Here is a 23,614-nt window from a genome sequence, read left to right as displayed (position 1 = left end):
AGGAAAGATAAAATGCTTTCGTATTTCAAACATTTGCAGCTTCAATAGGAAGAAGGACACTGTACCTGCCGCATCTGCCCTTCGACTCCGCTCAGGGTGACAAAGGATTTGTTTGTGGCCGCATCTCCCTTCGACCGGCCGGCGAACCGGTGCGCTCAGGGTGACAAAGGTTAGTTGTGGCCGCATCTCCCTTCGACCGGCCGGCGGACCGGTGCGCTCAGGGTGACAAGGTTGGTTGTGGCCGCATCTCCCTTCGACCGGCCGGCGGACCGGTGCGCTCAGGGTGACAAGGTTGGTTGTGGCCGCATCTCCCTTCGACTCCGCTCAGGGTGACAAAGGTTGGTAGTTGCTCACTCGCTAACTCACTCACTCGCTAACTCACCATTCAATCATTCAATCATTCGGTCATTCAAAATTCCCCCTTACTTCAAGTAAATCGGCCTGGCAATCCCATTCAGGTCGTAGACAATTTTTCCGCCCATGATGGTCATTTCGCATTCGAGCTTTTCCTTTCCTTCTACTTTATACCCGGTTTTGTCATAAAAGCCGAAGTTACCCTTACGCATGGAAAAGATTGCAACGTCGGCGATGGCATTCTCGGAAATATGACCCAGCATTTCCCGCTTGATTACCCTGGCCGGCTCCCACGTACTTGCCCTGATCACCGCAGGCAGGTCCATGCCCATGTTGTAAAACTTAGACATGATGCTCAGCATATCCTTCATGGAGCCGTTCATGCTGCCCGTATGCAGGTCGGTACTGATGGTATTTGGAAAAAAGCCCTGCTTCAAAGCCGGTATTGCCTGTGAGTAGTTGAAGCTTGCGCCCCCGTAACCCACATCGAATATAATTCCTTTCTTACGTGCTTCGAGGGTAAATGGCTTTACTTTCCCGGTCGCCTCATCCACAATGGTTTCGCGTACATTGCCTTCCAGCAGGGTGTAGGCATGCGTGAAAATATCGCCAGGACGGAGGTGTTTCATGAAGAGGTCGGCCAGCGGCAGGGGAGGCGTGCTGCCACCAAAGTCCACCATCACCGGCATGCCTGCAAGTTCACCCGCTTTTACTGCATTGTCAACGGGCTTCCAGTCGGGACCCATAAAGTGCGCTACCTTGAAGCCCACCACATCATTCTTGTTCTTTAATGCCACCGCAGCCGCCAGGCCAGGATCCATATCGGTGGTATCCTGCTCAAAGCGGTCGCCGCTCATGCCTTTGCCCACGATGTTCATAAAAGACAACACGCGGGTTTTGGAATGGAAGATTACATTGTTCTTAAAGTCGTCAAAATTCGTCCAGCCTGCTCCTCCCGCATCCACGATGGTCGTTACACCCACACGGAAAGTAAAGCCGTCGGGCGGCAATGCCGTGAAGCTGTTACTCAGGTAATGGTTTACCTGCGTTCCAAAAAAGACGTGTCCGTGGATGTCAATCAGGCCGGGCGTCACATACATACCCTTGGCATCCACCACCTGGCGGGCTTCTTTCGGGTCTATGTCCTTGGCTACTTTCTTGATTTTACCCTCAAAAATCCCTACATCCATCACCTGATTGAGGTTATTTTTCGGGTCAATGACGGTGCCTCCCTTGATAAGAATGCTGTAAGTCTGAGCCTGGACGCTGAAGAAGCTGACGCTGAGGAGACTCAGGGTAATCAGAAATTTAATTTTCATTACTGGTAACTAAATAGGGGTTCAGGAAAAGCCGGTACTTTATGTCTAAACGACTGCTTTGGACAATTCTTCTTTCAGGCGGGTTGCAACGATTTTTTCTTCTCCTGATTTCATCATCCAGGCGGTAATGGTAAGCGAATTATTTTCGGCCGGCATGATCTCGATGGACGGATTTCCATTCCGCAGCGACTCCTGCAGTACTTTCACGGGCAGGCTCACCTTGGCCGGGTCCCACGATACTTTGAGGGTAGGCGTATGGTTGCCGAGCTCCGGAACGCTCACACTGGTAGTCACACCGCCCACGCTCTTGGCCGCCGAAGCGATGTGGTTAATGCGGTCTTCCCAGGTTTTCCATTCCTTTTTGTGGTCCATTTTGATAAAATTATCAAGCGCCACGTACATGCCCAGGATTTCTTCCTTGTTCACTTTCATACCTCGTCCGATCGTCGAGCCACGGGGAGGCATGCTCAGCCTTGCAGCCTCGATCAAATGTTTTTTACCCATCAGGATACCCGCGCTCTGAGGTCCGCGCATGGCTTTTCCGCCCGAAACACAGACCAGGTCAAAGCCCATATCGTTGAATCTCCATAGGTTTTCAACCGGCGGAACGTCCGCAGCCATATCGATCATGGTAGGGATCCCGTTTTTCTTGCCGATCTCGATCCATTTTTCATGCTTGATCTGGCCCTTGTCCGACTGGATGTTCAGGAACCAGAGCATAGCCGTTTTCTCATTGATCGCCTTTTCAAGCTCTTCCAGGGTTTCTACAAACACGATCTTCACGCCTGCATTCGTCAGGGCGTGCGAGTAACCGATCTCGTGTCCTTTCTGGATAATCACTTCCGATTTCATGCCGGTACCTTCCAGGTGCGGCAGCGCCTCCACCTTTTTCTGGTCCATGCCTGTCAGCACGCCGGCCAGGCCAAGGGTCAGCGCCGAAAAGCAGCCTGCAGTGACAACCGCTGCTTCGGCATGGCAGAGCGCAGCGATTTTTTCTCCGGCTTTGGTTTGCACCTCGTCCAGGATCATAAAGTCCTTTGAAGCGCCCTGGATGGTTTCCACCACCTCGTCCTGCATCAGTGAGCCGGTCATAAACGTGTAGGTACCCGCAGCATTAATAAAAGTACGGATGCCCAGTTCTTTGGCAATATTGCGGACAGGCTGTTTCGCTGCTGTTTCGAGCACGGTACCCTGTCCTATAAACCCGCCTACGAGGGGGAAGGTGGACAAATGTTTAAGTAAATCTCTGCGCTTGATCATAATAGTAGATCTGAATGATGTGATAGATAAAGGATGCAGGAAATAGTTTTTAATACTCTTTTTGCCCACGGAATTTTTTTCATTTAACGAAACTAAAAAACAAAGTTTGGTAAATGACGCGATATGGGGTTTTTTATTCCGGGGTGGGATGTTGAAAGCAAGAGCAGTTAATAAATGGCCGCTTTCAGAGCCGGTTTTGAGCGGGGATAAAGCAGCGTGGCAGCAGCCGTACAGCTGCTGCCACGATTTTGTAAACCGAATTTTTAATGGGTTTACTTCAAAAATAGTTGCTTCACGCAAACCGGAGTAGGGATGCTGATTTCCTTACCGGTGTAGGTGAGCTGTCCGTCGGCTGCATTCCTTTTGAAAAAAACCACATTGTCGTTATCGCGGTTGGTTACTACCACGAGCTCACCTTTGGCATCGACCAAAAAGTTGCGCGGGTGCTTGCCATGGGTATCGGCATGACCGGCGATCGTCATTTTGCCGGTCTGGGCATCTATCGCGTAGATGGCCAGACTTTCATGTCCGCGATTGGAGGCATACAGAAACTTCCCGTCCGGCGAAAAATGGATGTCGGCGGCGTAGCTTTTGCCCGTGAAATCTTCCGGAAGCATGGTTACGCGTTCAAGGGGGACAAGCGCGCCGGTGTTTTTCACGATTTTAAATGCATTGACTACCGACCCCAGCTCACAGGCCGAATACCCGAAATTGCCGCTCGGATGGATGGCGAAGTGGCGCGGTCCGTCGCCTTTCTTTACCTCAACATAAGGCACACCCGCCGGGCTGAGCTTTCCGGTTTTCTGGTCTACGGAGTAAATCATGATCTTGTCAATGCCCAGGTCCGAAGCATAAATGTACTTGCCGTCTGCAGAGGGGACAACCGAGTGCATGTGCGGCTTCTGGCCGGGGCCGCCTTTGTCCTGGATGGAGTCCGCTACTGCTCCGATCGTGCCATCGGGATTGAGGAGGTACACGCCCAGCTGACCGCTGCCATAGTTGGATACGTACAGGAACCGGCCTTTCGGGTCCACACTCACGTGGCAGGGCCCGCGGCCGAGTGCGGGCTTGCTGTTCAGGTCTGCCAGCTTGCCGGTAGCCTGGTCGATGGTGTAGCTCGATACCGTGTTGTTGCCTTCATTGGCCGAGTACATGAATTTTTTGCTGGGATGAAATTCAAGAAACGAAGGGCTGTTTTTGTTCGTCAGTACCTGAAGTTCTTTCCAGGAAAGGTTACTGCGGTCAAACTCGTACACATAAATACCTTCCCCTTTTTGGGTGTAGGTGCCCACGTACAGGATTTCTTTTTGTTTTTGTGCAAAACCCATGGCTGCAATCAGCAGGAAAATGAATGATAAGACGCTTTTTTTCATGTGGTAAAATATAGTAAATCATGGATGCGGCATGTCACTCAAAAATGAGCGTGCCGAACTTGTTGAACTCGTGAAAGCTGCCCCCGGTTTTTTGCCACGAATAATAAGCCGGGTCCGAGTCGTAATCGATGCGATAAAAGTTGCCCCTCCATTTGGTCCCTGAAACGGGCGCGGGACCTACAATCGGGTTCATCAGGGCATAGGGTATAAAAAATTCGGCTTTCCAGCCATCTACTGCCGCCATGCTCTTTTTTTGTCCTCCCTGCACACTGGTCTGGTGCTGTACCCTGTTGCGGTCATTGTAGTTCCAGGGCTTCCAGCCTTGGGCACGGCCGTTGATATTGGGTACCAGAATAGGCAGTTCGTAGTTCAGCGGCGAAACTTCGTATTCCAGGTAAATGGGTACCGCCGTATCAGGCCATAGAAAAACCTCTACGACATCCTCGTTGTACAATGCCCCATAATCTTCCATGATGGTCGCTGTGAGTTTTTTGTCGGCACAATCAAAAAGAAAATACATGCCTTTTCCGGAGTACATCACCTTTACTCTGGTCGTAAACTGCCGGCCGGGTGCGGGCTGGCGGGGGCCTTTTTGTACAGTGATGTCAAACCATCTGGCAGCAGACCAGTTGGATGCCGTTCCCTCACCATTGATGGTAAAGTCAGTCGTTTTACTGATAATCAGGGTAGAGTCGGGATGGGCGTGCGCCAGTGCTGCCGAGAGCAGCAACAGCAGGAATGTTCTGAGCATGTTACAGGGATTAGGATGTGAAAGTCGGCGGCAGCCACAGTTACCCTGCGGCTGGTTCCGTGTGCCGGCAATTTCATCAGCTTTTTACATTTTACCAAAAGAAAGCGGGCTGCTTTCCACAGGTCGCGCGCACTTAAATCTTAGTTTAGGCGGTTTGGAATGATTATTTATTACATTTGGGCAAACAGAGTTCAAAACCTTAAACTGATATTATCATGGCACGTGAAAGAGGAGAACCCGCGATCCTGGATACCAGCAAACCGATCATTGAACCGCCCGTATTTCCTGATTATCCTCAGAATACGCAGCAGACCCGCTCAGTAGCCGATGATCCAGATCTGGTCTCCAAAGAAGATGATGAAGAGGATGAAGACGAAGACCTCGACGAGGATCTTGACGAAAGCGTTAATGACGAGTTCGACGAGGATGTGACTGACGTTGCAGAGCCTACTGTGTTCAAAGACGAGGAGTTTCTGGACGAAGACGACGAGGAAGACGATTTCTGAATCCGGTAATCACACGATGTTTTTTTAAAAGCCCTGCGGTACAAGCCGTGGGGCTTTTTGCTTGCAGGAATGAGTAATGCAGTCCGTCTTTTGCCTTATTCAGCAAAAATGTTCTGATTTCTTTCTCCCGCAAATGCTTCCCACCGAAAACAAAGCTGCACAAAGCATTACCCAGGTTATTTCAGCATCCTCGCTCGGTACGCTCATTGAATGGTACGATTTCTACATTTTCGGCAGCCTGGCCGTCATCATCGGTCAGCAGCTCTTTCCGAGTGATGCAGGTGCATCCGCATTGATCAACACCCTTGCCATTTTTGCGGCAGGATTCATTGTCAGGCCGTTCGGGGCGCTGGTATTTGGCCGGCTGGGCGATCTGATCGGGCGGAAATATACTTTCCTCCTCACGCTCGTACTGATGGGCGGCTCCACTTTTCTGATCGGACTGATTCCTTCTTATTCCAGCATCGGGTATGCCGCGCCTATACTGGTACTGATCCTGAGGCTTGTACAAGGCCTTGCCCTCGGCGGAGAATACGGAGGTGCCGCTACCTATGTTGCCGAGCATGCACCGGCAGGCAAGCGTGGCTACTACACCAGCTGGATCCAGACTACCGCCACGCTGGGCCTTTTTCTTTCACTCGGTGTAATTGTACTGACCAAGAATTTACTCGGGGCCGGCACTTTTGCAGACTGGGGGTGGCGTATCCCATTCCTGGTTTCGATCCTGCTCGTGGGTGTATCCATTTACATCCGCATGAAAATGCACGAGTCGCCTGTTTTTACCAAGCTGAAAGCCGAGGGCAAAGTCTCGGCCAACCCGCTCAAAGAAAGTTTTCAGAAACGCGCGAATTTCAAAATGGTATTGCTGGCACTTTTCGGTGCTACGATGGGGCAGGGTGTGGTATGGTATACCGGCCAGTTTTATGCACAGTCATTTCTTGAAAATACCTGCAAGCTCGACTTCAACGAATCGCGCTACATTCTGCTTTGGGCAATCCTTTTTGCCACTCCTTTTTTCGTGATCTTCGGGTCATGGAGCGATAAGGTAGGCAGGAAATGGATTATGCTGACGGGTATGGCGCTTGGTGTGCTTTTTTACCGGCCCATTTATCAGTACTTTCTTGATGCCACCAATGTAAGGGAAATGGAGGCCACCCAGTTGCTGAGTACTTCCGAGCCGGTGGTTGAGCGCGTTTTGATCAAGGATACGAAGGACTCACTCATTACCACTACTGTCACCAAAACACTCCGTAACGGAATGACTTACAAGGAATCGGGCATTGTCACCATTACGGACGATGTGCTGGCACCCGTACCGGCGCCGCAGACCCAGATCCGGGATATTACACTTTCCGGTTCTACCTACCTGATGGTCATTGCACTGGTTTTCTTCCAGGTCCTGCTGGTTACCATGGTTTACGGTCCGATTGCGGCATTCCTCGTAGAGCTTTTCCCAACCCAGATCCGGTATACATCCATGTCGCTGCCGTACCACATCGGCAATGGTGTTTTTGGCGGACTGGTGCCATTTATTGCCACGCTGGTGTCATCGTTCAGCGGTTCCACGCCATTATCAGGATTGTGGTACCCGATCGGGATAGCTGCATTGTCGCTGGTCATCGGGGCAGTGTACATCGACAACCGTATTGACAGAACTGTTACCGATTAAACACGATTTAAAAAATGAAAGGTTTAAAAAAGCTTCTTGGATTATTGTGGATGATACTGGGTCCGGTCATCATTCTGTTTTTATTTATTCAGGCAAATGACAAGATTTCGGCGGCAGCAGCCGGCTTCGCCCGTACGAATACCGCGCTGCAGTGGTCGATCATCATCCTGATCTTCATTCCGATTTGCGCTGGCCTGGTTATTTTCGGGTTTTATGCCTGGAAGGGTGAGTACGACGATTTGCCCGACAGCTCCGGCGACCTTTAAAGCCACGGGCTCTTACAGCATGCTGATCCGGTCCACATTTTGTGGCCGGCCTTATTTATGAAAGAAGAAGTTTTTATCCTCTCCGCAGCCCGTACCCCGATCGGCAGTTTCGGTGGTAGCCTCGCTACTGTACATGCAGCCAGGCTTGGCGCAACCGCCATCACCGGTGCGCTTCAGAAATCACAGATTGATCATGGCCTTGTTGACGAGGTGTTCATGGGCAACGTAGTGTCCGCCAACCTGGGTCAGGCGCCTGCGCGCCAGGCTGCCCTGTATGCCGGCCTGTCTGAAAACGTGATTTGTACGACGGTCAACAAGGTATGTGCCTCGGGAATGAAAGCCGTGATATTGGGAGCCCAGGCCATTCAGCTGGGCGATGCAGGCGTGGTCGTGGCGGGTGGTATGGAGAGCATGTCACAAATTCCCTATTACCTGCCCAAAGCACGTAACGGCTATGCTTACGGTAATGGTGAGCTGGTCGACGGTTTGCTGAAAGATGGTCTTACGGACGTGTACGATCAGGTAGGGATGGGCGTATGCGGCGACAAAACTGCTGAAAAGTATTCCATTACCCGTGAGCAGCAGGACGAGTTTGCCATCACTTCCTATCAGAGAAGCGCCCTGGCTACACAAAGCGGGTTTTTTGATCGTGAAATTGTTCCGGTGGAAGTGCCACAGGCCAGGGGAGGCGAGCCCCTGCGCATTACCGAAGACGAAGAATACAAGAAAGTCAAGTTCGAGAAAATTCCGCTTCTGAAACCTGTATTTTCTCCATCTGGTACTATTACGGCTGCCAATGCATCGACCATCAACGATGGCGCGGCAGCATTGATACTGGCAGGCAGGAATGCAGCATTGAATGCCGGCGTCCAGCCTCTGGCGCGCATTGTGGCCTATGCGGATGCTGAGCAGGCGCCGGCCTGGTTTACAACCACTCCTGTTCTTGCTACACAAAAGGTGCTTGCAAAAGCAGGTCTCACGCTTGCAGATATGGATGTTTTTGAGGTCAATGAGGCATTTGCCGTTATAGTACTCGCCTACATGCAGGCACTTGATCTCACGGCCGACCGCGTCAATTTGTTTGGAGGTGCCGTATCGCTCGGGCATCCGCTGGGCGCCTCGGGAGCGCGCATTATCACCACATTACTATCGGTGTTGGAACAAAAGCGCGGCAGGTACGGCCTGGCAACGATCTGTAATGGAGGCGGAGGCGCGTCAGCCGTAATTGTGGAGCGGCTCTGAGCTTACCGGATCAGGATTTTGAGGCGGTTGTAAAAGCCAGTGCTTTTGAATGTAAAGGTTTTGTGCAGAATATAATTGCTGACAAAGCTGAAACCCATACCTACCAGGTACGAGCCCATTTCGGTAACATTCACCGCTTTTTTAGCAAAGGGAATTTTAACTTCATAAATCCCCAGACCAAAGTAACTGGTCGCCAGCTCGAACGAGCCTACTGTAAAGATCTTGGTAACCCCTAGCGAAATTAGCGCTACCATAAAGAACTTGATCATTTCACGCCTTGTCTGGTTGCTGCGGCGGGCATCAAATGCAAAAAGCTTGGTTAGTACAAACCCGACCACAAAGCCTACCATATAGGACGGAATAATGGAATCGCTCCATGAAATTCCGAACCAATCCTGAATCAAACTACTCGAAACCAACTGAATCACAGCACCAGTACCGGCAACAAGAAAATACGCAATAAGGTCTTTGGAGTTGAAAATCTTATCCTTCTTTAAGGCCACCGGTGTGAGATATCGTTGAAAATGCTACGCGAATGCAGCCCCAATATTAGAAAGAAAATGATCCTGAACCAAAGCTGCGGGCCTAATTCCGTCATGAGACAAGGAATGAGATAGTGAGCGCTGGGGCCGGTATCTGATTCTCTCCGCCCGCATGTTTTCCGCCTTTTTTCATGAAACAACGTATATGGATGGCACTGTTTTTTTAAACCGTGCCGGAAAGGCAGCCTGGCTTCCTTATTCGCTTAAAACCATTTTATGAAAAAACTGATCCTTATCGCCGCAGCTGTACTATCGGGCCTCTCAGCCTATGCCCAACCCGAAACCTGGGCCGTCGGGTTTGAAGTAGGGGAGCCCATCGGGGTCAGCATTCGCAAGTACGGCGACCGCAATGCACTTGACCTGTCTGTGGGAACGTACATAGGTCTGTTTAAAAGCAAAGACAACTATAAAGTGAGCAATGACGATCTGGGAAGCGTAGGGGTATCTGTGAACGCGACTTACCTCTGGTATGTGCCTCTACTCAACGAGCGTATGACCGTGTATGCAGGACCGGGGCTGCAGGTCAATTCGCGGCGGTACTATCCCAACCGCGATATCAAGGCCGTATATACCACCAATGTTTCGCTTGGCCCTTCCGGTACTGCCGGGTTGGAGTTCTTCTTTGCCAACAAGCCGGCTTCCTTCTTTGTGGAAGGAGGGGGCTACCTCGAATTTATTCCCAAGTTCTTTTACTTTAACCCCAATCTGAGCATTGGGCTCAGACACAACTTCTGATGAATTTCTCACTAAAAACCCTCGCCCTGCTTTGCATACTTGCCGCCTCGGCGCTCTCGTGCTCGCAAACCCTGCAACGCCGCTACGACCAGCGGAATGGCACCTACTCGGATAATTACCGGTCGGACAGGTACAGCCGCACTTCCCGGGATGACCGGGATGCCTATCAGCGCGACTACGACCGCCGGCCTGCCGACCGCACTTCGGGTACTCAGGATTATTCAGCCTCGGGGGAGCGCCTTGCAGCTCAGTATGATGAAATGGATAAGCTGGGGGATGACATATTGTTTGAGATCGACATTCTGGATAAACGTTACGACCTGCTGCTGGATGAATACAAATCAGCAAACAAATCCGGAAAGTCAACGATCGCCGGTCAGCTTGACCGAATTACGGATGACCGCCTTGTGCTCTACCGTGCCTATACCCGCATCTACCGGAATGGAAAGTACAACTGGGCTTCGGTGAAAAGTGAGGTGGAGGACTTGCTGAAAAGTATGCAGCGCAACAAGTAAGCCTACCAGCCGGCACCTTTGGTGGCGGTTTTGATCCTGCATACGTAGTCGTCCACGGTGAGGTACAGGGTGGAGCCGTCGTCGCCCCATGCACAATTGGAAGTGAGCGCACCCATTTCGATCCGGCCAAGTAATTTTCCGCCGGGGGTCAGGACCAGTAATCCGCCGGGTCCTGACGACCATAGGTTACCGTCACGGTCTACTTTCAGGCCGTCCGGCAAGCCTTGTTTGCCTGCCTTTACTAGAGGCGTCGCGTCATAAACCAGCCTGCCAGCACCAGCATTTCCCTTTGCATCGAGGGGATAAGCCATAATAACCGCTTTTTCCGGATCCGACTGAGCTATGTACAATGTCTTTCCATCGGGAGAGAATGCAAGACCATTGGGTCGCGTGAGGTCTGCGATCTGCCGGGTTACCCTGCCATCGGCTTCAATGCGGTATACGCCGAATTCCTTCATCTCGCGCGAGGTATCATCCTGCTTTTTGCTCAATCCGTAAGGCGGATCGGTGAAGTACAACAAGCCCGAAACCGGGTGTTCTTCCACATCATTGGGACTGTTAAAACGTTTTCCCTCGAAATTGCCGGCAAGGGTTATCTTACCACCTTTTTCCAGCGGCATGGCCGAAATACGCCGGTCGCCGTGCTCGCACGAGACCAATCTTCCCAGCTTATCGATCAGCAATCCGTTACTGCCCGGCTCATCGCTGTACACGCCGCGCCCGGTATAACCCGAAGGTTGCAGGAAAACCGAAAGACCTGATTTTTCATCCCATTTATAAACCTTGTTTTCCGGTACGTCCGAGAAGAGCAGGTATCCGCCATTTTTCACCCACGCTGGTCCTTCACACCATTGGAACCCCGTGGCAATCACTTCCACGCGGGAGGTTTTGGGCAGTAGTTTTTCAAAAGACGCATCCTCATAAACAACCTGCCCCATGGTGGGATACGTTTTCTGAGCAAAAAGTGCTGCGGGAAAAAAGAGGAGCAGGAGTATACCAAGCCGGATGGGTCTCATAAGTTTCGTTTTTATCTGAAAAGCGGACATGGCAGCCATACCTACTCTGACGGTCACTCAGGGGCGTACTGCCAGAATGAGCGAGGCATAGGGTGCCAGTTCGGCATGTGCTAGTATTCCCTGATGGTCAGGGTCCGTAGAAAAAAGGATTGTGGAAAAAGCCTGCAGGTGGCCAGGGATTATGAGCGGTTTGGTATACCCGGAGAGATTGTGGATGATTACAACCGCTCGCTCGGGATGGGGGCGAAGGTAGGCCAGTAGCTGATCGTCGTGCAGGCAGATCCTTTGCAGGTTGGGTGCAAAAATCTGGTGCAGGGCAGGCTCTTGCTTACGCAGGTGAATCAATGTTTTATAATGATAATACACCGATTGCGGGTCCTGTGCCTGCACGGAAAGGGGCACTACGGTATGTGCCGTCGAAAATTGCGCGTCAATCCAGTGCGTCTTTTCGGGATCATGCTCCTGCTCCGTCCAGATAAACGGCTCCCGGATGTATGGATCGGGCTTGGTACCCAGCATGCCGATTTCTTCACCATAATAAATGTACGGCTGGCCCGGCAAAGTGAGCAGTATACTGGCGGCCAGCTTGATCTTGGCCTGACTATTCTGCACAACACTGCCGATCCGATCCTGGTCGTGATTGGTGAGCATGATCGCATCAATAAACAGGGGATTATACTTTTCAAAAAGGCGGTAGCTGTCGAGCAGGCGTTCAATGAGCATTTCATCGTGTTCCTGGATCAGGACGCGCTGCAATAAAAAGCTGAGTTCGAAGTGAAAAGTAGCATCCAGGTACCGGAAGTAAGGAGCTACCTCGTCATTTTCCGCCCACACTTCGGCCACCGTAAATGCCCCGGGCCGGGTTGCCCGGATGATGCCTGCAAAATATTCCCAGAACCTGGCACTGAGATCTTTTTCCCAATCCGGGAAAATGTGCCTGGCCGCATCCAGGCGGAAGCCGTCCACACCAATATCATTGAGCCAGAAGCTGATGATTTTTTCAAGCTCCCTTCTCAGCTCGGCCGAGTGGAAATTAAGGTCGGGCATGCCTTTGAAAAACAAACCGTAGTACTTTTCAGGATCCTGCGGATTGTCGTGCCAGGGGTATACAACCTGCGAGTCGTCGGAGGTCTCCCTCACGGAAATGCCCAGCTCTTCAATGAGGGCCGGTGTCATCCACCAGTAAAAGTTGCGGAATGCATTTTCAGTCCCCTTGCGCGCCTCCGAAAACCAGGGATGGAGCGTGCTGGTATGATTGATAATCAGGTCGAGATAAATGTGGATCCCGCGGGCGTGGGCCTCATGCAGCAGCGTCCGGAAATCGTCCATTGTGCCAAACTCCGGCTCAATGGCATAATAGTCGGTCACATCGTATTTGTGGTAGCTCGGCGAGGGATGAACCGGCGTAAGCCATATCGCCTCAATCCCAAGATCAGCCAGGTAGTCGAGGCGCGAGATAATCCCGGGCAGATCGCCGATCCCGTCTTCGTTGGAATCACAGAAAGAGCGCACGAAGATTTCGTAACACACACGGGGCACAAATCGGGAACGGGAGGCTGTCATGAAAGTAGTGTGCCGGTACTGCTAGGCCGGAGCGGAAAAGTAAGGTTTTAACATTTGGTAAACCGTATGTACCGGCAGGCCCATGATGGTGTAAAAAGACCCCTCAATACGGGTAATGCCCGTCATGCCGATCCACTCCTGGATACCGTAGGAGCCTGCCTTGTCAAAGGGCTTGTAGCGCTCAATATAGTAAGATATTTCAGCATCGGACAGTTCCCGGAAGAAAACAGCAGCCACGTCAGATACCGTTTCGATGCGGTCGCCGGCAAGCAGGCTGACTGCTGTGACTACTTCATGCCGGCTCCCCGAGAGCATGCCGAGCATCCGCGCTGCGTCTGCTTCATCAGCAGGCTTGCCCAGGACATGGCTGTCTGCAAGTACCACGGTGTCGGCGGTCAGGATGAGCGCCTCCGGGTACAATCCCCGGAATGCCTCCGCTTTCCGGGCGGCAATATAGGCAGCCACATCGCCCGGCGGCAGACTGCCAGGAAAGTGCTCATCAGTGGGGAGCACCTCGGTACGGAACGTAAATCCAGCCTCCGAAAGCAGCTGGCGGCGCCTGGGCGAGTTTGAGGCGAGTACAAGTGGTTTGTTTAAAGTAATCATTGACCTAAAAAAAAGCAGCAGAAAGCAAGTTGGCAGAGATTCGTAAAATATTTTCACCAGCAATGAACCATTCCGGATCCAATTGATGTTATAACATTAAATGTACATACATCGGTATATTTTAGCATCAATACCATGTCCATAGAAACTGATATCAAACAGAAAAAATTTCGAAGCCCGTTTCAGCGTCTGGCGATCAATTTTGTGTATACCTGCAAATGGCTCGAATATAAGCAATCGGAAATTTTCAGGGAACATGATATTTCCGGTCAGCAATATAATGTACTGCGGATTTTAAGAGGCCAGCAGTCCAATCCGATCAAGGTAAGCGAGATCACCGAGCGCATGCTGGACAAGAGCTCCAATACTTCCCGGCTGGTGGATAAGCTGCTGGCAAAAGGCCTGGCCGAGCGTACTTCCTGCGCCAATGACCGCCGGGCAGTAGACGTGGTCATTACACAGGAAGGATTGAGCCTGCTCGAAAAGCTCGATCCGCCGGTAGCAGCCTGGGAGAACCGTTTCAACATCCTTTCAGAGGAGGATGCCAACCGGATGAGCGACATACTCGACCAGCTTCGTGAGCATTAACCCATATTTTTTAACTCAATAAAACAATCAATTCAATTTAAGATGAAAACTACAGTGAAATCAGTGAAATCCTTTGTTGCTGCTCTGGCGGTTGCACTTTTTGTATCCGGCGCTGCATCAGCAGACGATAAAGGCAAGGCTACCAACCTCAAAGTAAATACCTCTAAAAGTGAGCTCACCTGGCTGGGCAAAAAAGTAACTGGTGAGCATACCGGCAAAATCGCCCTGAAAGAAGGTACCATTGTCATGGACGGCAACAAACTAACAGGCGGTAAATTCACTGCAGACCTGAACAGCATTACGTGCACCGACCTTACAGATAAGGAATACAATGCAAAACTGATCGGTCACCTGAAATCCGAAGATTTCTTTTCGGTTGAAAAACACCCGACTGCAACGTTCGTGGTGACCAAAGCAACTCCAAAAACGGCCGGCGTATACGATGTAACCGGAGACCTGACGATCAAAGGCATTACCAAGCCTGTGACTTTCCCCGTAACTGTGAAAAATACAGCAAACGGTGCGGAAGCAACGGGTACCATCACGGTTGACCGTTCCAAATACGACATCAAATACAACTCGAAGTCGTTTTTTGAAAACCTGGGTGACAAAATGATCCACGACGACTTTACCATCGACGTAAAGCTGGTAGCAGGAAAATAATCGCCTGATAATCCGGCATCATCTTCCTATACAAAGGCTGTCCTTCCCGCAAGGACAGCCTTTTTTGTTTTTTATCAAAAACACCCGAAAGCCGACAGCCGAAAGCCGAAAGCCATTCCCTAATTCTCCTCCCGATAAAAAGGAAAATCATCCAGAAAGTGAATCTGTCCGTTCACGGCTTTGAAGCAGTAGTGGCTCATGCCGTTGGTGACGGCAAGATATTGCGGCTGTAACGTGAAATGGTAGCGGCTGATCTGGGCAAATGTGGCTTCACCGATCTTGACGAAAGGCGCCTTGCATTCGACCAGCAAAAAGGGCAGGGCATTGCCGGCAAGCACCATAATATCGGTCCGTTTGGCAAGCGTATGATAGTGCATGCCGGTTTCTACGGCAAAGAGGGATTTAGGGTAACCATAATGGGTAATCAGCAGGTGGATGAAGTGCTGGCGGACCCATTCTTCGGGTGTGAGTGTTACGAATTTGCGGCGTATAATGTCGAAAATATGCGGTTTCCCGTTAACCTGCTTAACTTTATAGGCAAACTCGGGAAGGTTCAGAGATTCCATGAACGAAGATACACATCATCACAGCTTCGGCCAATTAACCTGTTTATTTCATGACTACGAAGGAACAAATCGTCGAAAACTGGCTGCCGCGCTACACCGGAACGGCGGTGGAAGAGTTTGGTAATTATATCCTGCTTACCAACTTCGGGAACTACGTGACCATGTTTGCGGAGATGTTCGGGGTAGATGTGAAAGGCCACGGGCGTGCCATGCAAACCGCAACTGCCAAAGATATTACCATCGTCAATTTCGGCATGGGCAGCCCGATGGCCGCAACCGTGATGGACCTCCTGTCGGCGATCCGGCCCAAAGCCGTATTGTTTCTGGGTAAATGCGGCGGTTTGAAAAAAACACAGGTAGGCGACCTGATCCTCCCCATTGCGGCGATCCGGGGTGAAGGTACCAGCGACGATTACATGCCTGCTGAAATTCCGGCACTACCTTCCTTTCGCCTGCAGAGTACGGTGTCGGCAAGTATTGCCAAGCACAAAAAAGACTACTGGACGGGTACGGTGTATACCACCAACCGGCGTATCTGGGAGCACGATGACAGTTTCAAGGAGTACCTCCGAGCGATCCGTGCCATCGCCATCGATATGGAAACGGCCACGATTTTCATTGTAGGTTTCGCCAATTCCATTCCGCACGGCGCATTGTTGCTGGTATCCGACAATCCATTGGTGCCTGAGGGAGTCAAAACCGAGGAAAGTGATAAGATAGTGACGACAAATTACGTCAAAACGCACCTGGACATTGGCGTGGAAGCCCTGCTGGAATTGGCCCGCTCGGGCGCTTCTGTGAAGCATCTCCGGTTTGAAAACTGATTACTTTTTCACTGTTGTACCGGGCTGCGAATTTTTAGCATCCGCAATCACAAGCACCCAGTCTGTTTCGGGCCCGGCTATGTCCGGCTGGAAAGTGACAGTCCCGCGATTTTGCTTTTTGCCGATCAGCAAAGACGATCCGTCACGCGGATTGTACCAATACACGGCCAACTCGGCCGCATTGAAAACGCCAAGATCAACTGTGACCCCGTGGCCATAGGGCGAGTAAATGAATGCAAAATCTTTGTCCGCGGAGCATGCGGCGACCTGGTAGCCGGCATCTTCCGGATTGGTGTTCAGGATCAGTTGCTGAGCGGGTACAAGCTTTTGCCATGAATACGATTCCGCTAACTTTTTAAGGAAGCCCATGTGTGTAGCACCTGGCAAATCCATCGCAACCTGCCAGTTGGTACGTGCGAAGCCCATGGGCTTGTTACGGGTATTGTCATACATTTGCCACACATCATGGCAGCCGTAAGTGTGGCCTGCTGCTCCCGACAAAAACGCCCACCAAGCAGCCTGCCGCACATCGAAATCGTTGAAGTAGCCCAGCTCGGGCTTCCAGTTTACAGGGTGGTTTTCATACCTGGGTTCGGCATCAAGGGTTGGCCTGGGCGGATTTTTCCCGTAATCTTTCCTAACCATCTTGTAATTTTTCTGGTGCCTGATGCTGTGCCCGGACTGGAAGATGTTAAAATCCAGCCAATCCGCATCATGAAAATACCTGGAAGAGTGGCTTGCGCCGGTAGGGTGGTAAGTGATCAGCTGCGAGCTGCCCGCAACCTTCCTGATTCCGCTTGCCATGGCTTGTATAATGGCCAGATGCTGCTCATTTTCAGGATCGCGGTCACCGCCAAGTACCCAGATGATGTTCTGATTCCGGTATCGCCCGGCCAGGTAGGCTCCATATGCGGCCGCATTTTCCGGCGTAAATATTTCTGGTCCCGGATCCCACTTTTTGCTGAGCTTGTCGCCCCAGGTGGGCAGAAGCGCAATGTAAATTCCCAGCTGTGCTGCCAGGGTAACTACACTGTCGACGTGCAGGAAATACCGCTCATTGGGTTTTGCAGGATTATAATCATTCATTGCCAGGTCGCCATTCCGGTTGGGTACCCGCATTCCCTCAAACTCCGCATTGGCAACTGCAAGTACCACGTTGAAGCCCTTTTTACTGCGATCTTCCAGGTAGGTCCTGGCTTCATCCAGCGTCAGCCTGTGCAACAGCTCCCAAGCCGTATCGCCCAGCCAGAAAAATGGTTTTTCGTTAAAAGTGGAAATGTATCTTTCCCCTTTTTTTACCTGCAAAAGGGGGAGCAATGTTTGTGAAAAAACATCATGCGGTGCATGCAGGCAGCACAGCAGTACCAGCAGAAACTGTTTCATCTGAATAGGAGTTGTTCAGGTAACAATTTAAGAAGTAAATCGCCGCGCGGGCTACTTGCTGCGGGCTATAAACAGAAAATATTCCGTTAAAAAATGCAGGAAGAATCTTTATACGAACGCATAGGAGGTGATGAAGCCCTTCGCCAGCTCACAGACTGCTTTTACGATCTTGTGTTTGAGCATGAACTGATTTCAAGACTTTTTAAAAGCGACAAGGAGCTTATCAAAACAAAGCAGCGCCTCTTTCTGACGCAGTTTCTGGGCGGACCGGAGCTGTATTCCGACGTTTACGGTCACCCCCGAATGCGTGCCCGGCACCTGCCGCATACCATTACCGAAGACGATGCCATTGCCTGGCTTCAATGTATGTCTCAGGCCGTGGGCTCGCTGCCGATCAGCAAAGACCTGAAAGACGAACTGTTTAATCGTTTTCCCCGCACCGCATTTTTCATGGTGAATTCGTAAGAGGTTTGCGGTCCGTTACTTTTGCATTTCGTTGCGTCTAAATAAAAGAGGTTCCCTTTTTGGGAACTTTATTTTTTTTAGCAACTTTGTTTTTAGCCATGCAGCGAATTTTTGTAAAAGGAGCATTGCGATCTTATTGGGAGCAACATCCTGATCTTGAACAATACCTTAAAATATGGTATGAAACTACATTGAAAGCAGACTGGAAGTCACCGGCAGATGTGAAGGAAACCTTTGCAAATGCAAGTATTCTGCGAAGCGGCCGTGTTGTTTTTAATGTCAGGGGTAATTCGCACCGGCTTGTAGCCCGGATTAATTTCGAAAAGCAATGGATTTTTGTTCGCTTTACCGGTACTCACAAAGAGTATGACAGAATTAACGCAAACACAATTTGAACATGAAGCTGATCAAAACAGAAGAGGATTATCAGGCTGCACTGGCACGTATGGAGGTGATTTTTGACACGCCGGCGGGATCTGACGAGAGCGATGAGGCTGACGTGCTTGCTTTGATTATAGATGCCTATGAGCAGGAACATTATGCCATTGACTCACCCGATCCGATTGAAGCCATCAAGGTCAGAATGGAAGAGCTGCATCTGAAACAGGCTGATCTGGTGGACGCATTGGGAGGTAAGAACCGGGTGTCGGAGGTACTGAACCGCAAGCGGAAGCTGACGGTTGAAATGATCCGCAACCTTTCTGCCCGCCTGCATTTGTCTGTTAATACCCTTGTAGCGGACTATGAGCTGAGCCGGTAGAATCAGTTTTTCGTCTAGTGGAGGAATGAATATTTAACCTCAACGGCTGCAAGCCCGGTCCAAAAACAAGAAATTTCTACCTTTGCCGCATGAATTTCAAAGAGCAGTTATCAGATTATCCTGTTTTTGGAGTCGTGGCGAAAGCAGCGGCAGAGCTGGGGGTGGAAGCGTATGTGATAGGAGGGTTTGTCAGGGATCTTATTCTCAAAAGGAGCAGCAAGGACATTGATATTGTTTCCATTGGCAGCGGGATTGAGCTTGCCGAGCTGGTAGCCAGCGAGCTGGGGCCGGATGTTTTTGTAAGTGTTTACAAAAATTTTGGTACCGCACAACTTCGCCAGGGTGAGCTGGAAGTGGAGTTTGTGGGCGCCCGGAAGGAGTCGTACCGGGCCGACTCCCGTAAGCCGGCTGTGGAGGACGGCACATTGAGTGACGATCAGAACAGGCGTGACTTTACCATTAATGCGATGGGTATCAGCCTGAACCCCGCCAACTTTGGCGACCTGGTTGATCCATTTGACGGTACCAGGGACCTCCGGAAAAAAATCATCCGCACACCGCTTGACCCCGAAATTACCTTTTCGGATGATCCCCTGCGCATGATGCGGGCGGTCCGCTTTGCAGCCCAGCTGAACTTTGACATTGAGCCGGATACCTTTGATGCCATCACCCGCATGAAAGACCGGATCAGCATTGTTTCCTATGAGCGGATTTCCGAGGAACTGAACAAGATCATTCTCTCCAGAACACCCTCTTACGGCTTCAAGCTCCTTTATCATTCCGGACTGCTGGCTATCATCTTCCCTGAACTCATTGAGTTGCTCGGTGTCGAAACCATTGATGGTAAAGGACATAAAGATAATTTCTATCATACGTTACAGGTACTCGACAATGTATCCGAGCATACCGATGACCTGTGGCTCCGCTGGGCGGCTATCCTGCACGATATCGCCAAGCCCGCCACCAAAAAGTTCGACCGGAAAGTGGGCTGGTCTTTCCATAACCATGAAGAAATAGGCGCGCGCATGGTACCTGCCATTTTCAGGCGGATGAAGCTCCCGCTTAACGAGAAAATGCGGTTTGTGAAAAAACTTGTGAGGTTGCACCTCCGTCCGATCGTATTATCCAGGGAACAAATCACGGATTCGGCCATGCGCCGGCTGCTGGTGGAAGCTGGTGAGGACATTGAGGCGCTGATGAAGCTTTGCCGGGCGGATATCACCTCTAAAAATCCGGATAAGGTAAAACGCTTCCTGGCCAACTTCGACCTGGTGGAGCAGAAGCTCAAAGACCTCGAAGAGCGTGACAAGCTGAGGAACTTCCAGCCCGTGATTACCGGTGAGCTGATCATGGAGGCTTTTGGCTTGAAACCCGGGCGCGAAGTGGGCGTAATTAAAGAAACCATTCGCGAAGCTATCCTCGAAGGTATTATCCCGAACGAGTACGATCCTGCCTTTGCATTTATGGTGCAGGAAGGTGAGAAAATGGGCCTCACACGCGTAGTTTGACTTTTTTTGTCCATATTTGTTTTTCACAAGTCACCCGATGGATAATTCTCAGTTCAAACGTTTCTTTGGCGCATTGCTCACAATCCTGGGCATTGTAGTACTCCTCTTTGCCTGCATTGCTTTCCTCTCAGACAAGCCCGTACTGGGTCTTACCGTCTCCAAATGGGAGTCAGTTGTTCCTTTTCTGGTAGGTACCGTATTTCTGCTGACGGGTGTCAATCTAGTGAAAGGCTAGGCATTGCGTACCAGTGCTGCCCCAACCGTACATTCAAGGCAGCGCTTCGGGACACAGTAGTGATGGTGCCACTCGATGAGCGCCTGGCTGTCAGCTGCCGTTTTTACCTGCATGTCGAGGTCGGCCCACTGCCGGATGATGTAGTTGTCCTCCGCTGCAATCTGTGACAGCCAGTCCATGGCCCGGTCCAGCATATTACTTTGCTGCTTTTGTCTGGCGTAAGCGACCAGCAGCGGCACCATTGCATTGATGATCAGCATGCTGACTGCGCCTTTGCCCATCGCGGGTACTTTCCCTGAGGCTGTTTTTTCAAACACATAGTGGCTCGTCCAGTAATCCGATTGCTGCTCTGCCAGCCGGCTTTGCAGACCAGCGTGGGAGGGTGCATTGACTACCATCGAAAAAAGGTTGGGTTCACTGCAGATCAGCCGGGCAAACTGCGCCAGCCGCACGGTCGGGAACCCGGCAGGGCGTAATCTTGCAAACTTCCATTCATGCATTTGGATCGCATGCGTGAGCCGGTACTTACTTTTCAAATAACCGAATTCCCGCAAAAGCTGCCGGCAGTAATCGTCCTGGTACTCCGGCATGAGCATGCCGCTGCCTCCGAAAAGCAGCGACTCCACCTGCAACAGGTTGTGCCGGTGCTTTCGGACAACCTTCCAGGGAACTGCTTCCGTAAGCCGCAGAAATACCGGATCGTTCAGCTTAAAACCATAATGCTTGCCGATCCACTGATAAGCCGTCGTGTCCCAGTCCTGCCGCGCCTGGTGGTACAGCTGCATTACTTCTGAAGCCTTCCGATCCAGACGTTCCAGCAGCACCCTGTCGAGCATGGCATACTTGTGGATCATGCCGATTTTACCAAATGACCGGTGACAGGGAATTACCTCTTCGTCATCCTGCAATTGCCGGTACCTGTCGATCATTCCCGCATCTGCAATCTTTTTCAGGGCCAGGCAGGGGAGCAGGGTGCCGTCGCGGCGTGATACCGGGCCGTCATCTTCCCAAACCACATGCAACACCACGCCTTCGTAGGCGTCGTTCGTGTCGTGTGCATGCTGGTACCAGTCCGAAGATCTTACATGGATTTCGACGCTGCCAATCCATTGAACGCCCGCGATCATCAGCCGGGCTTCGAGGAAATCGGGGCCCGCATTCCGGTTCCGGAATCCTGTCCGCAGGATGGAAAGTGCCTGCTTGTCCTCGGTAGCGAGATTTCTGGCATCAAAATATTGAAATTGCCAGATGTAGCTCAGGATATTTTCATTCATAATCAACGAAAAGTGCATGTAGTAATAATGGTACCGGTTTTCTTTGTCCAGACCTGATTAGTTCTGTTCTTTGTACGCTGTTACTGTTGTTTGGTTACTGTTTTAGTAGTAAAAAATTTTTATGTTCCGCCGTCTGCAATTTATTTTGCTCCGCTTCCTGCTGTTTTTCACTGTACTTTCCGTTGTCTGGGTTTTTATTCTGAAATTTTTACCGGTCTGGGTTACGCCCTACATGCTTTCCCGGAAGGTTGAAGCGCTTGTGGATGGGGAGGACTCCGAGCTTTTTCATGATTGGGAACCCTACGAGAACATATCGAAGGAGGTAGCCCTGGCGGTGGTAGCCTCCGAAGACCAGAACTTTCCCAAGCACTGGGGATTTGATTTCAATCAGATTTACAATGCGGTGAAAGAAAAGCGCAAGCGGGCGCGGGGTGCCAGCACCATATCGCAGCAGGTTGCCAAGAATGTTTTTTTATGGCACGGCCGCAGCCTCGTCCGTAAAGGTCTTGAAGCCTATTTTACGATCCTCATCGAGCTGATCTGGGACAAGGAACGCATTCTGGAAGTATATCTGAATGTAGCGGAAATGGGTAAAATGACCTTTGGCGTAGAGGCGGCATCACTCCGGTACTATAATAAATCAGCAAAAAAGCTGAGCAGGCACGAAGCTGCACGCATTGCGGCAGTGCTGCCCAATCCCATCCGGTTTTCCATCAAAAATCCGTCTGCATACGTCAACAAACGAACCAACCAGATCGTCCGGCAGATGCGGTACCTGGGCGGCCAGAAATATATCGACGAGCTTTGATTGCGTCCTGAGTGCATTGGTGACGGTTTTTTCAACATCACCCTGATCAGCTGCCGCAGCATGTACTGATCTTTGGGACATGCATTAAATCAGAAATTACAGGAGTTACTTCCTGGCTACGGCCTTGTTCTTTTCTTTCAGGAGGCGATAAGTGCGGTGATGCGCCATAGCGGGGTCGAGCTGCTCAAACAATCCCCTGGTTTTGAGTGCATACCAGTAATTTTTGAGCAAATACAAACTCACGTAGGAAGCAGGGTGGGCGGCAATAAATGCTGTGGTCTTGTTCAGCATGTCAATGCGGGAGGCTTCCTGCCGGGCTACCCAGGCGCGGGCACTGTCCAGGTTCCCGATTTTCCGGGCCAGGTTTTCTTCCAGTACCAGTTCCCGAAGGCGCTTGTCTGCCGGCCGCTGAATGCTGTCGCGGTAAGCCACCCAGTCGAGGTTGCTTTTGGAATGCGACACTGCGGACCGGGCAACATCCCCGGTATCCAGCCTGATCTCTGTCCCCGACTCAAAGAAAAACGTCAGGGTGCCTTTTAATCCGGAAACCTGAAACTGGTACAGGTCGGGGAGCAGGCTGCGGTCCATCTGAAGGTGCGTGGTATCGTAGCCGAGCTGAATGGAATGCACCACAGCCGCAAATTCCTTCTCCCGTGTCAGGAGCAGCGCCTTCCGCTCATTCAGCTTTTTAGGGGCTTTGATACGGATGGTGACGGCCTGAGCAGCGGCCAGTCTGGTAAAAAGAACAAAAAGGAATACGACAACGGACGTTCGCGTCATGGAGCAGCTTTTCAGTAGGCAGGTTCCCGAAGGTAACGAAAAA

At 51.0% G+C, this 23,614-nt stretch carries 27 protein-coding genes; 15 read left to right on the top strand and 12 right to left on the bottom strand.

The features are described 5' to 3' along the window. Positions 1-422: 422 nt before the first annotated feature. From HWI92_RS09150 to HWI92_RS09135, 4 genes are all read right to left on the bottom strand, one after another. Complete coding sequence (locus HWI92_RS09150; RefSeq protein ID WP_204662982.1) at positions 423-1,673, bottom strand: amidohydrolase/deacetylase family metallohydrolase; 1,251 nt, start codon at positions 1,671-1,673, stop codon at positions 423-425. 45 nt (positions 1,674-1,718) lie between these two features. Next, positions 1,719-2,933: an aminotransferase class V-fold PLP-dependent enzyme gene (locus tag HWI92_RS09145; protein ID WP_204662980.1), complete on the bottom strand. Its 1,215-nt coding sequence runs from the start codon at positions 2,931-2,933 to the stop codon at positions 1,719-1,721. A 272-nt stretch (positions 2,934-3,205) separates the two neighbouring features. Continuing rightward, on the bottom strand, positions 3,206-4,306 hold the full coding sequence (locus tag HWI92_RS09140) for a lactonase family protein (RefSeq protein ID WP_229249192.1): 1,101 nt from the start codon (positions 4,304-4,306) through the stop codon (positions 3,206-3,208). A gap of 34 nt (positions 4,307-4,340) precedes the next feature. Beyond that, positions 4,341-5,057 carry a carbohydrate-binding family 9-like protein gene (locus tag HWI92_RS09135; RefSeq protein WP_204662978.1) on the bottom strand — a complete coding sequence of 239 codons (717 nt, stop codon included), beginning with the start codon at positions 5,055-5,057 and terminating at the stop codon, positions 4,341-4,343. Between the two features lie 215 nt (positions 5,058-5,272). Here HWI92_RS09135 and HWI92_RS09130 point away from each other — a divergent pair, with 215 nt between their 5' ends. The 4 genes from HWI92_RS09130 to HWI92_RS09115 all read left to right on the top strand — a co-directional run bounded on the left by HWI92_RS09130 (position 5,273) and on the right by HWI92_RS09115 (position 8,740). After that, a complete protein-coding gene (locus HWI92_RS09130; protein ID WP_204662976.1) occupies positions 5,273-5,563 on the top strand; it encodes a hypothetical protein in 291 nt (96 codons plus the stop codon). A gap of 133 nt (positions 5,564-5,696) precedes the next feature. Beyond that, the gene (locus HWI92_RS09125) at positions 5,697-7,232 is read left to right on the top strand and encodes an MFS transporter (RefSeq protein WP_204662974.1); all 1,536 of its coding nucleotides are present in this window, start codon (positions 5,697-5,699) and stop codon (positions 7,230-7,232) included. Positions 7,233-7,246: 14 nt separating this feature from the next. Beyond that, positions 7,247-7,498, top strand: a complete 252-nt coding sequence (locus tag HWI92_RS09120) for a DUF6814 family protein (RefSeq protein WP_204662972.1) — start codon at positions 7,247-7,249, stop codon at positions 7,496-7,498. A 57-nt stretch (positions 7,499-7,555) separates the two neighbouring features. Further along, positions 7,556-8,740: an acetyl-CoA C-acyltransferase gene (locus HWI92_RS09115; RefSeq protein ID WP_204662970.1), complete on the top strand. Its 1,185-nt coding sequence runs from the start codon at positions 7,556-7,558 to the stop codon at positions 8,738-8,740. Positions 8,741-8,742: 2 nt separating this feature from the next. Here the strand turns inward: HWI92_RS09115 and HWI92_RS09110 are convergent, their stop codons facing one another. Further along, the gene (locus HWI92_RS09110) at positions 8,743-9,243 is read right to left on the bottom strand and encodes a GtrA family protein (protein WP_204662968.1); all 501 of its coding nucleotides are present in this window, start codon (positions 9,241-9,243) and stop codon (positions 8,743-8,745) included. Between the two features lie 255 nt (positions 9,244-9,498). On the opposite strand from HWI92_RS09110, the gene HWI92_RS09105 reads away from it, so the two are divergent. Together HWI92_RS09105 and HWI92_RS09100 are read left to right on the top strand one after the other, a co-directional pair. Beyond that, on the top strand, positions 9,499-10,017 hold the full coding sequence (locus HWI92_RS09105; protein ID WP_204662966.1) for a putative outer membrane beta-barrel protein: 519 nt from the start codon (positions 9,499-9,501) through the stop codon (positions 10,015-10,017). Continuing rightward, complete coding sequence (locus tag HWI92_RS09100; protein WP_204662964.1) at positions 10,017-10,532, top strand: hypothetical protein; 516 nt, start codon at positions 10,017-10,019, stop codon at positions 10,530-10,532. The genes HWI92_RS09105 and HWI92_RS09100 overlap by 1 nt, the downstream gene beginning before the upstream one ends. A gap of 2 nt (positions 10,533-10,534) precedes the next feature. Here the strand turns inward: HWI92_RS09100 and HWI92_RS09095 are convergent, their stop codons facing one another. The 3 genes from HWI92_RS09095 to HWI92_RS09085 are packed head-to-tail and all read right to left on the bottom strand — an operon-like array spanning position 10,535 to position 13,717. Next, a complete protein-coding gene (locus HWI92_RS09095) occupies positions 10,535-11,548 on the bottom strand; it encodes an SMP-30/gluconolactonase/LRE family protein (RefSeq protein ID WP_204662962.1) in 1,014 nt (337 codons plus the stop codon). Positions 11,549-11,605: 57 nt separating this feature from the next. After that, the gene (locus HWI92_RS09090; RefSeq protein WP_204662960.1) at positions 11,606-13,111 is read right to left on the bottom strand and encodes an alpha-amylase family glycosyl hydrolase; all 1,506 of its coding nucleotides are present in this window, start codon (positions 13,109-13,111) and stop codon (positions 11,606-11,608) included. 21 nt (positions 13,112-13,132) lie between these two features. Beyond that, positions 13,133-13,717 (bottom strand): Maf family protein, encoded by a 585-nt coding sequence (locus HWI92_RS09085; RefSeq protein WP_204662958.1) that lies wholly within the window; start codon positions 13,715-13,717, stop codon positions 13,133-13,135. A gap of 135 nt (positions 13,718-13,852) precedes the next feature. Between HWI92_RS09085 and HWI92_RS09080 the strand changes: the two genes are divergently transcribed. Continuing rightward, on the top strand, positions 13,853-14,305 hold the full coding sequence (locus HWI92_RS09080) for a MarR family winged helix-turn-helix transcriptional regulator (protein ID WP_204662956.1): 453 nt from the start codon (positions 13,853-13,855) through the stop codon (positions 14,303-14,305). A 54-nt stretch (positions 14,306-14,359) separates the two neighbouring features. Next, a complete protein-coding gene (locus HWI92_RS09075) occupies positions 14,360-14,968 on the top strand; it encodes a YceI family protein (RefSeq protein WP_204664418.1) in 609 nt (202 codons plus the stop codon). A 119-nt stretch (positions 14,969-15,087) separates the two neighbouring features. On the opposite strand, the gene HWI92_RS09070 is transcribed toward HWI92_RS09075, so the two are convergent. Further along, positions 15,088-15,534: a type I restriction enzyme HsdR N-terminal domain-containing protein gene (locus HWI92_RS09070; RefSeq protein ID WP_204662954.1), complete on the bottom strand. Its 447-nt coding sequence runs from the start codon at positions 15,532-15,534 to the stop codon at positions 15,088-15,090. A gap of 50 nt (positions 15,535-15,584) precedes the next feature. Between HWI92_RS09070 and HWI92_RS09065 the strand changes: the two genes are divergently transcribed. Next, complete coding sequence (locus HWI92_RS09065; RefSeq protein ID WP_204662952.1) at positions 15,585-16,358, top strand: AMP nucleosidase; 774 nt, start codon at positions 15,585-15,587, stop codon at positions 16,356-16,358. Here the strand turns inward: HWI92_RS09065 and HWI92_RS09060 are convergent, their stop codons facing one another. Next, positions 16,359-17,741, bottom strand: coding sequence for a glycoside hydrolase family 140 protein (locus HWI92_RS09060; RefSeq protein ID WP_204662950.1), 1,383 nt, complete (start codon positions 17,739-17,741; stop codon positions 16,359-16,361). It abuts the gene before it with no gap. A gap of 93 nt (positions 17,742-17,834) precedes the next feature. Between HWI92_RS09060 and HWI92_RS09055 the strand changes: the two genes are divergently transcribed. The 5 genes from HWI92_RS09055 (at position 17,835) to HWI92_RS09035 (ending at position 20,709) form a co-directional block, all read left to right on the top strand. Next, entirely contained in the window at positions 17,835-18,206 is a 372-nt protein-coding gene (locus HWI92_RS09055; protein ID WP_204662948.1) for a globin domain-containing protein, read from the top strand. 98 nt (positions 18,207-18,304) lie between these two features. Further along, on the top strand, positions 18,305-18,601 hold the full coding sequence (locus HWI92_RS09050; RefSeq protein WP_204662946.1) for a type II toxin-antitoxin system HigB family toxin: 297 nt from the start codon (positions 18,305-18,307) through the stop codon (positions 18,599-18,601). Continuing rightward, a complete protein-coding gene (locus HWI92_RS09045; protein WP_204662944.1) occupies positions 18,598-18,966 on the top strand; it encodes a helix-turn-helix domain-containing protein in 369 nt (122 codons plus the stop codon). Before HWI92_RS09050 ends, HWI92_RS09045 begins: the two co-directional genes overlap by 4 nt. 89 nt (positions 18,967-19,055) lie before the next feature. Next, a complete protein-coding gene (locus HWI92_RS09040) occupies positions 19,056-20,474 on the top strand; it encodes a CCA tRNA nucleotidyltransferase (protein WP_204662942.1) in 1,419 nt (472 codons plus the stop codon). Positions 20,475-20,511: 37 nt separating this feature from the next. Further along, a complete protein-coding gene (locus tag HWI92_RS09035) occupies positions 20,512-20,709 on the top strand; it encodes a hypothetical protein (RefSeq protein WP_204662940.1) in 198 nt (65 codons plus the stop codon). On the opposite strand, the gene HWI92_RS09030 is transcribed toward HWI92_RS09035, so the two are convergent. After that, positions 20,706-21,983, bottom strand: a complete 1,278-nt coding sequence (locus HWI92_RS09030; RefSeq protein ID WP_204662938.1) for a DUF2851 family protein — start codon at positions 21,981-21,983, stop codon at positions 20,706-20,708. The genes HWI92_RS09035 and HWI92_RS09030 overlap by 4 nt on opposite strands. 121 nt (positions 21,984-22,104) lie before the next feature. On the opposite strand from HWI92_RS09030, the gene mtgA reads away from it, so the two are divergent. Then, complete coding sequence (gene mtgA, locus HWI92_RS09025; protein ID WP_204662935.1) at positions 22,105-22,791, top strand: monofunctional biosynthetic peptidoglycan transglycosylase; 687 nt, start codon at positions 22,105-22,107, stop codon at positions 22,789-22,791. Between the two features lie 105 nt (positions 22,792-22,896). On the opposite strand, the gene HWI92_RS09020 is transcribed toward mtgA, so the two are convergent. Further along, entirely contained in the window at positions 22,897-23,571 is a 675-nt protein-coding gene (locus HWI92_RS09020; RefSeq protein WP_204662933.1) for a hypothetical protein, read from the bottom strand. Positions 23,572-23,614 lie beyond the last annotated feature (43 nt).

The organism is Dyadobacter sandarakinus, assembly GCF_016894445.1.
Lineage (GTDB): Bacteria > Bacteroidota > Bacteroidia > Cytophagales > Spirosomataceae > Dyadobacter > Dyadobacter sandarakinus.
The sequence above is the reverse complement of the archived record's forward strand: the minus strand, read 5'-3'. Positions and strand labels throughout refer to the sequence as shown.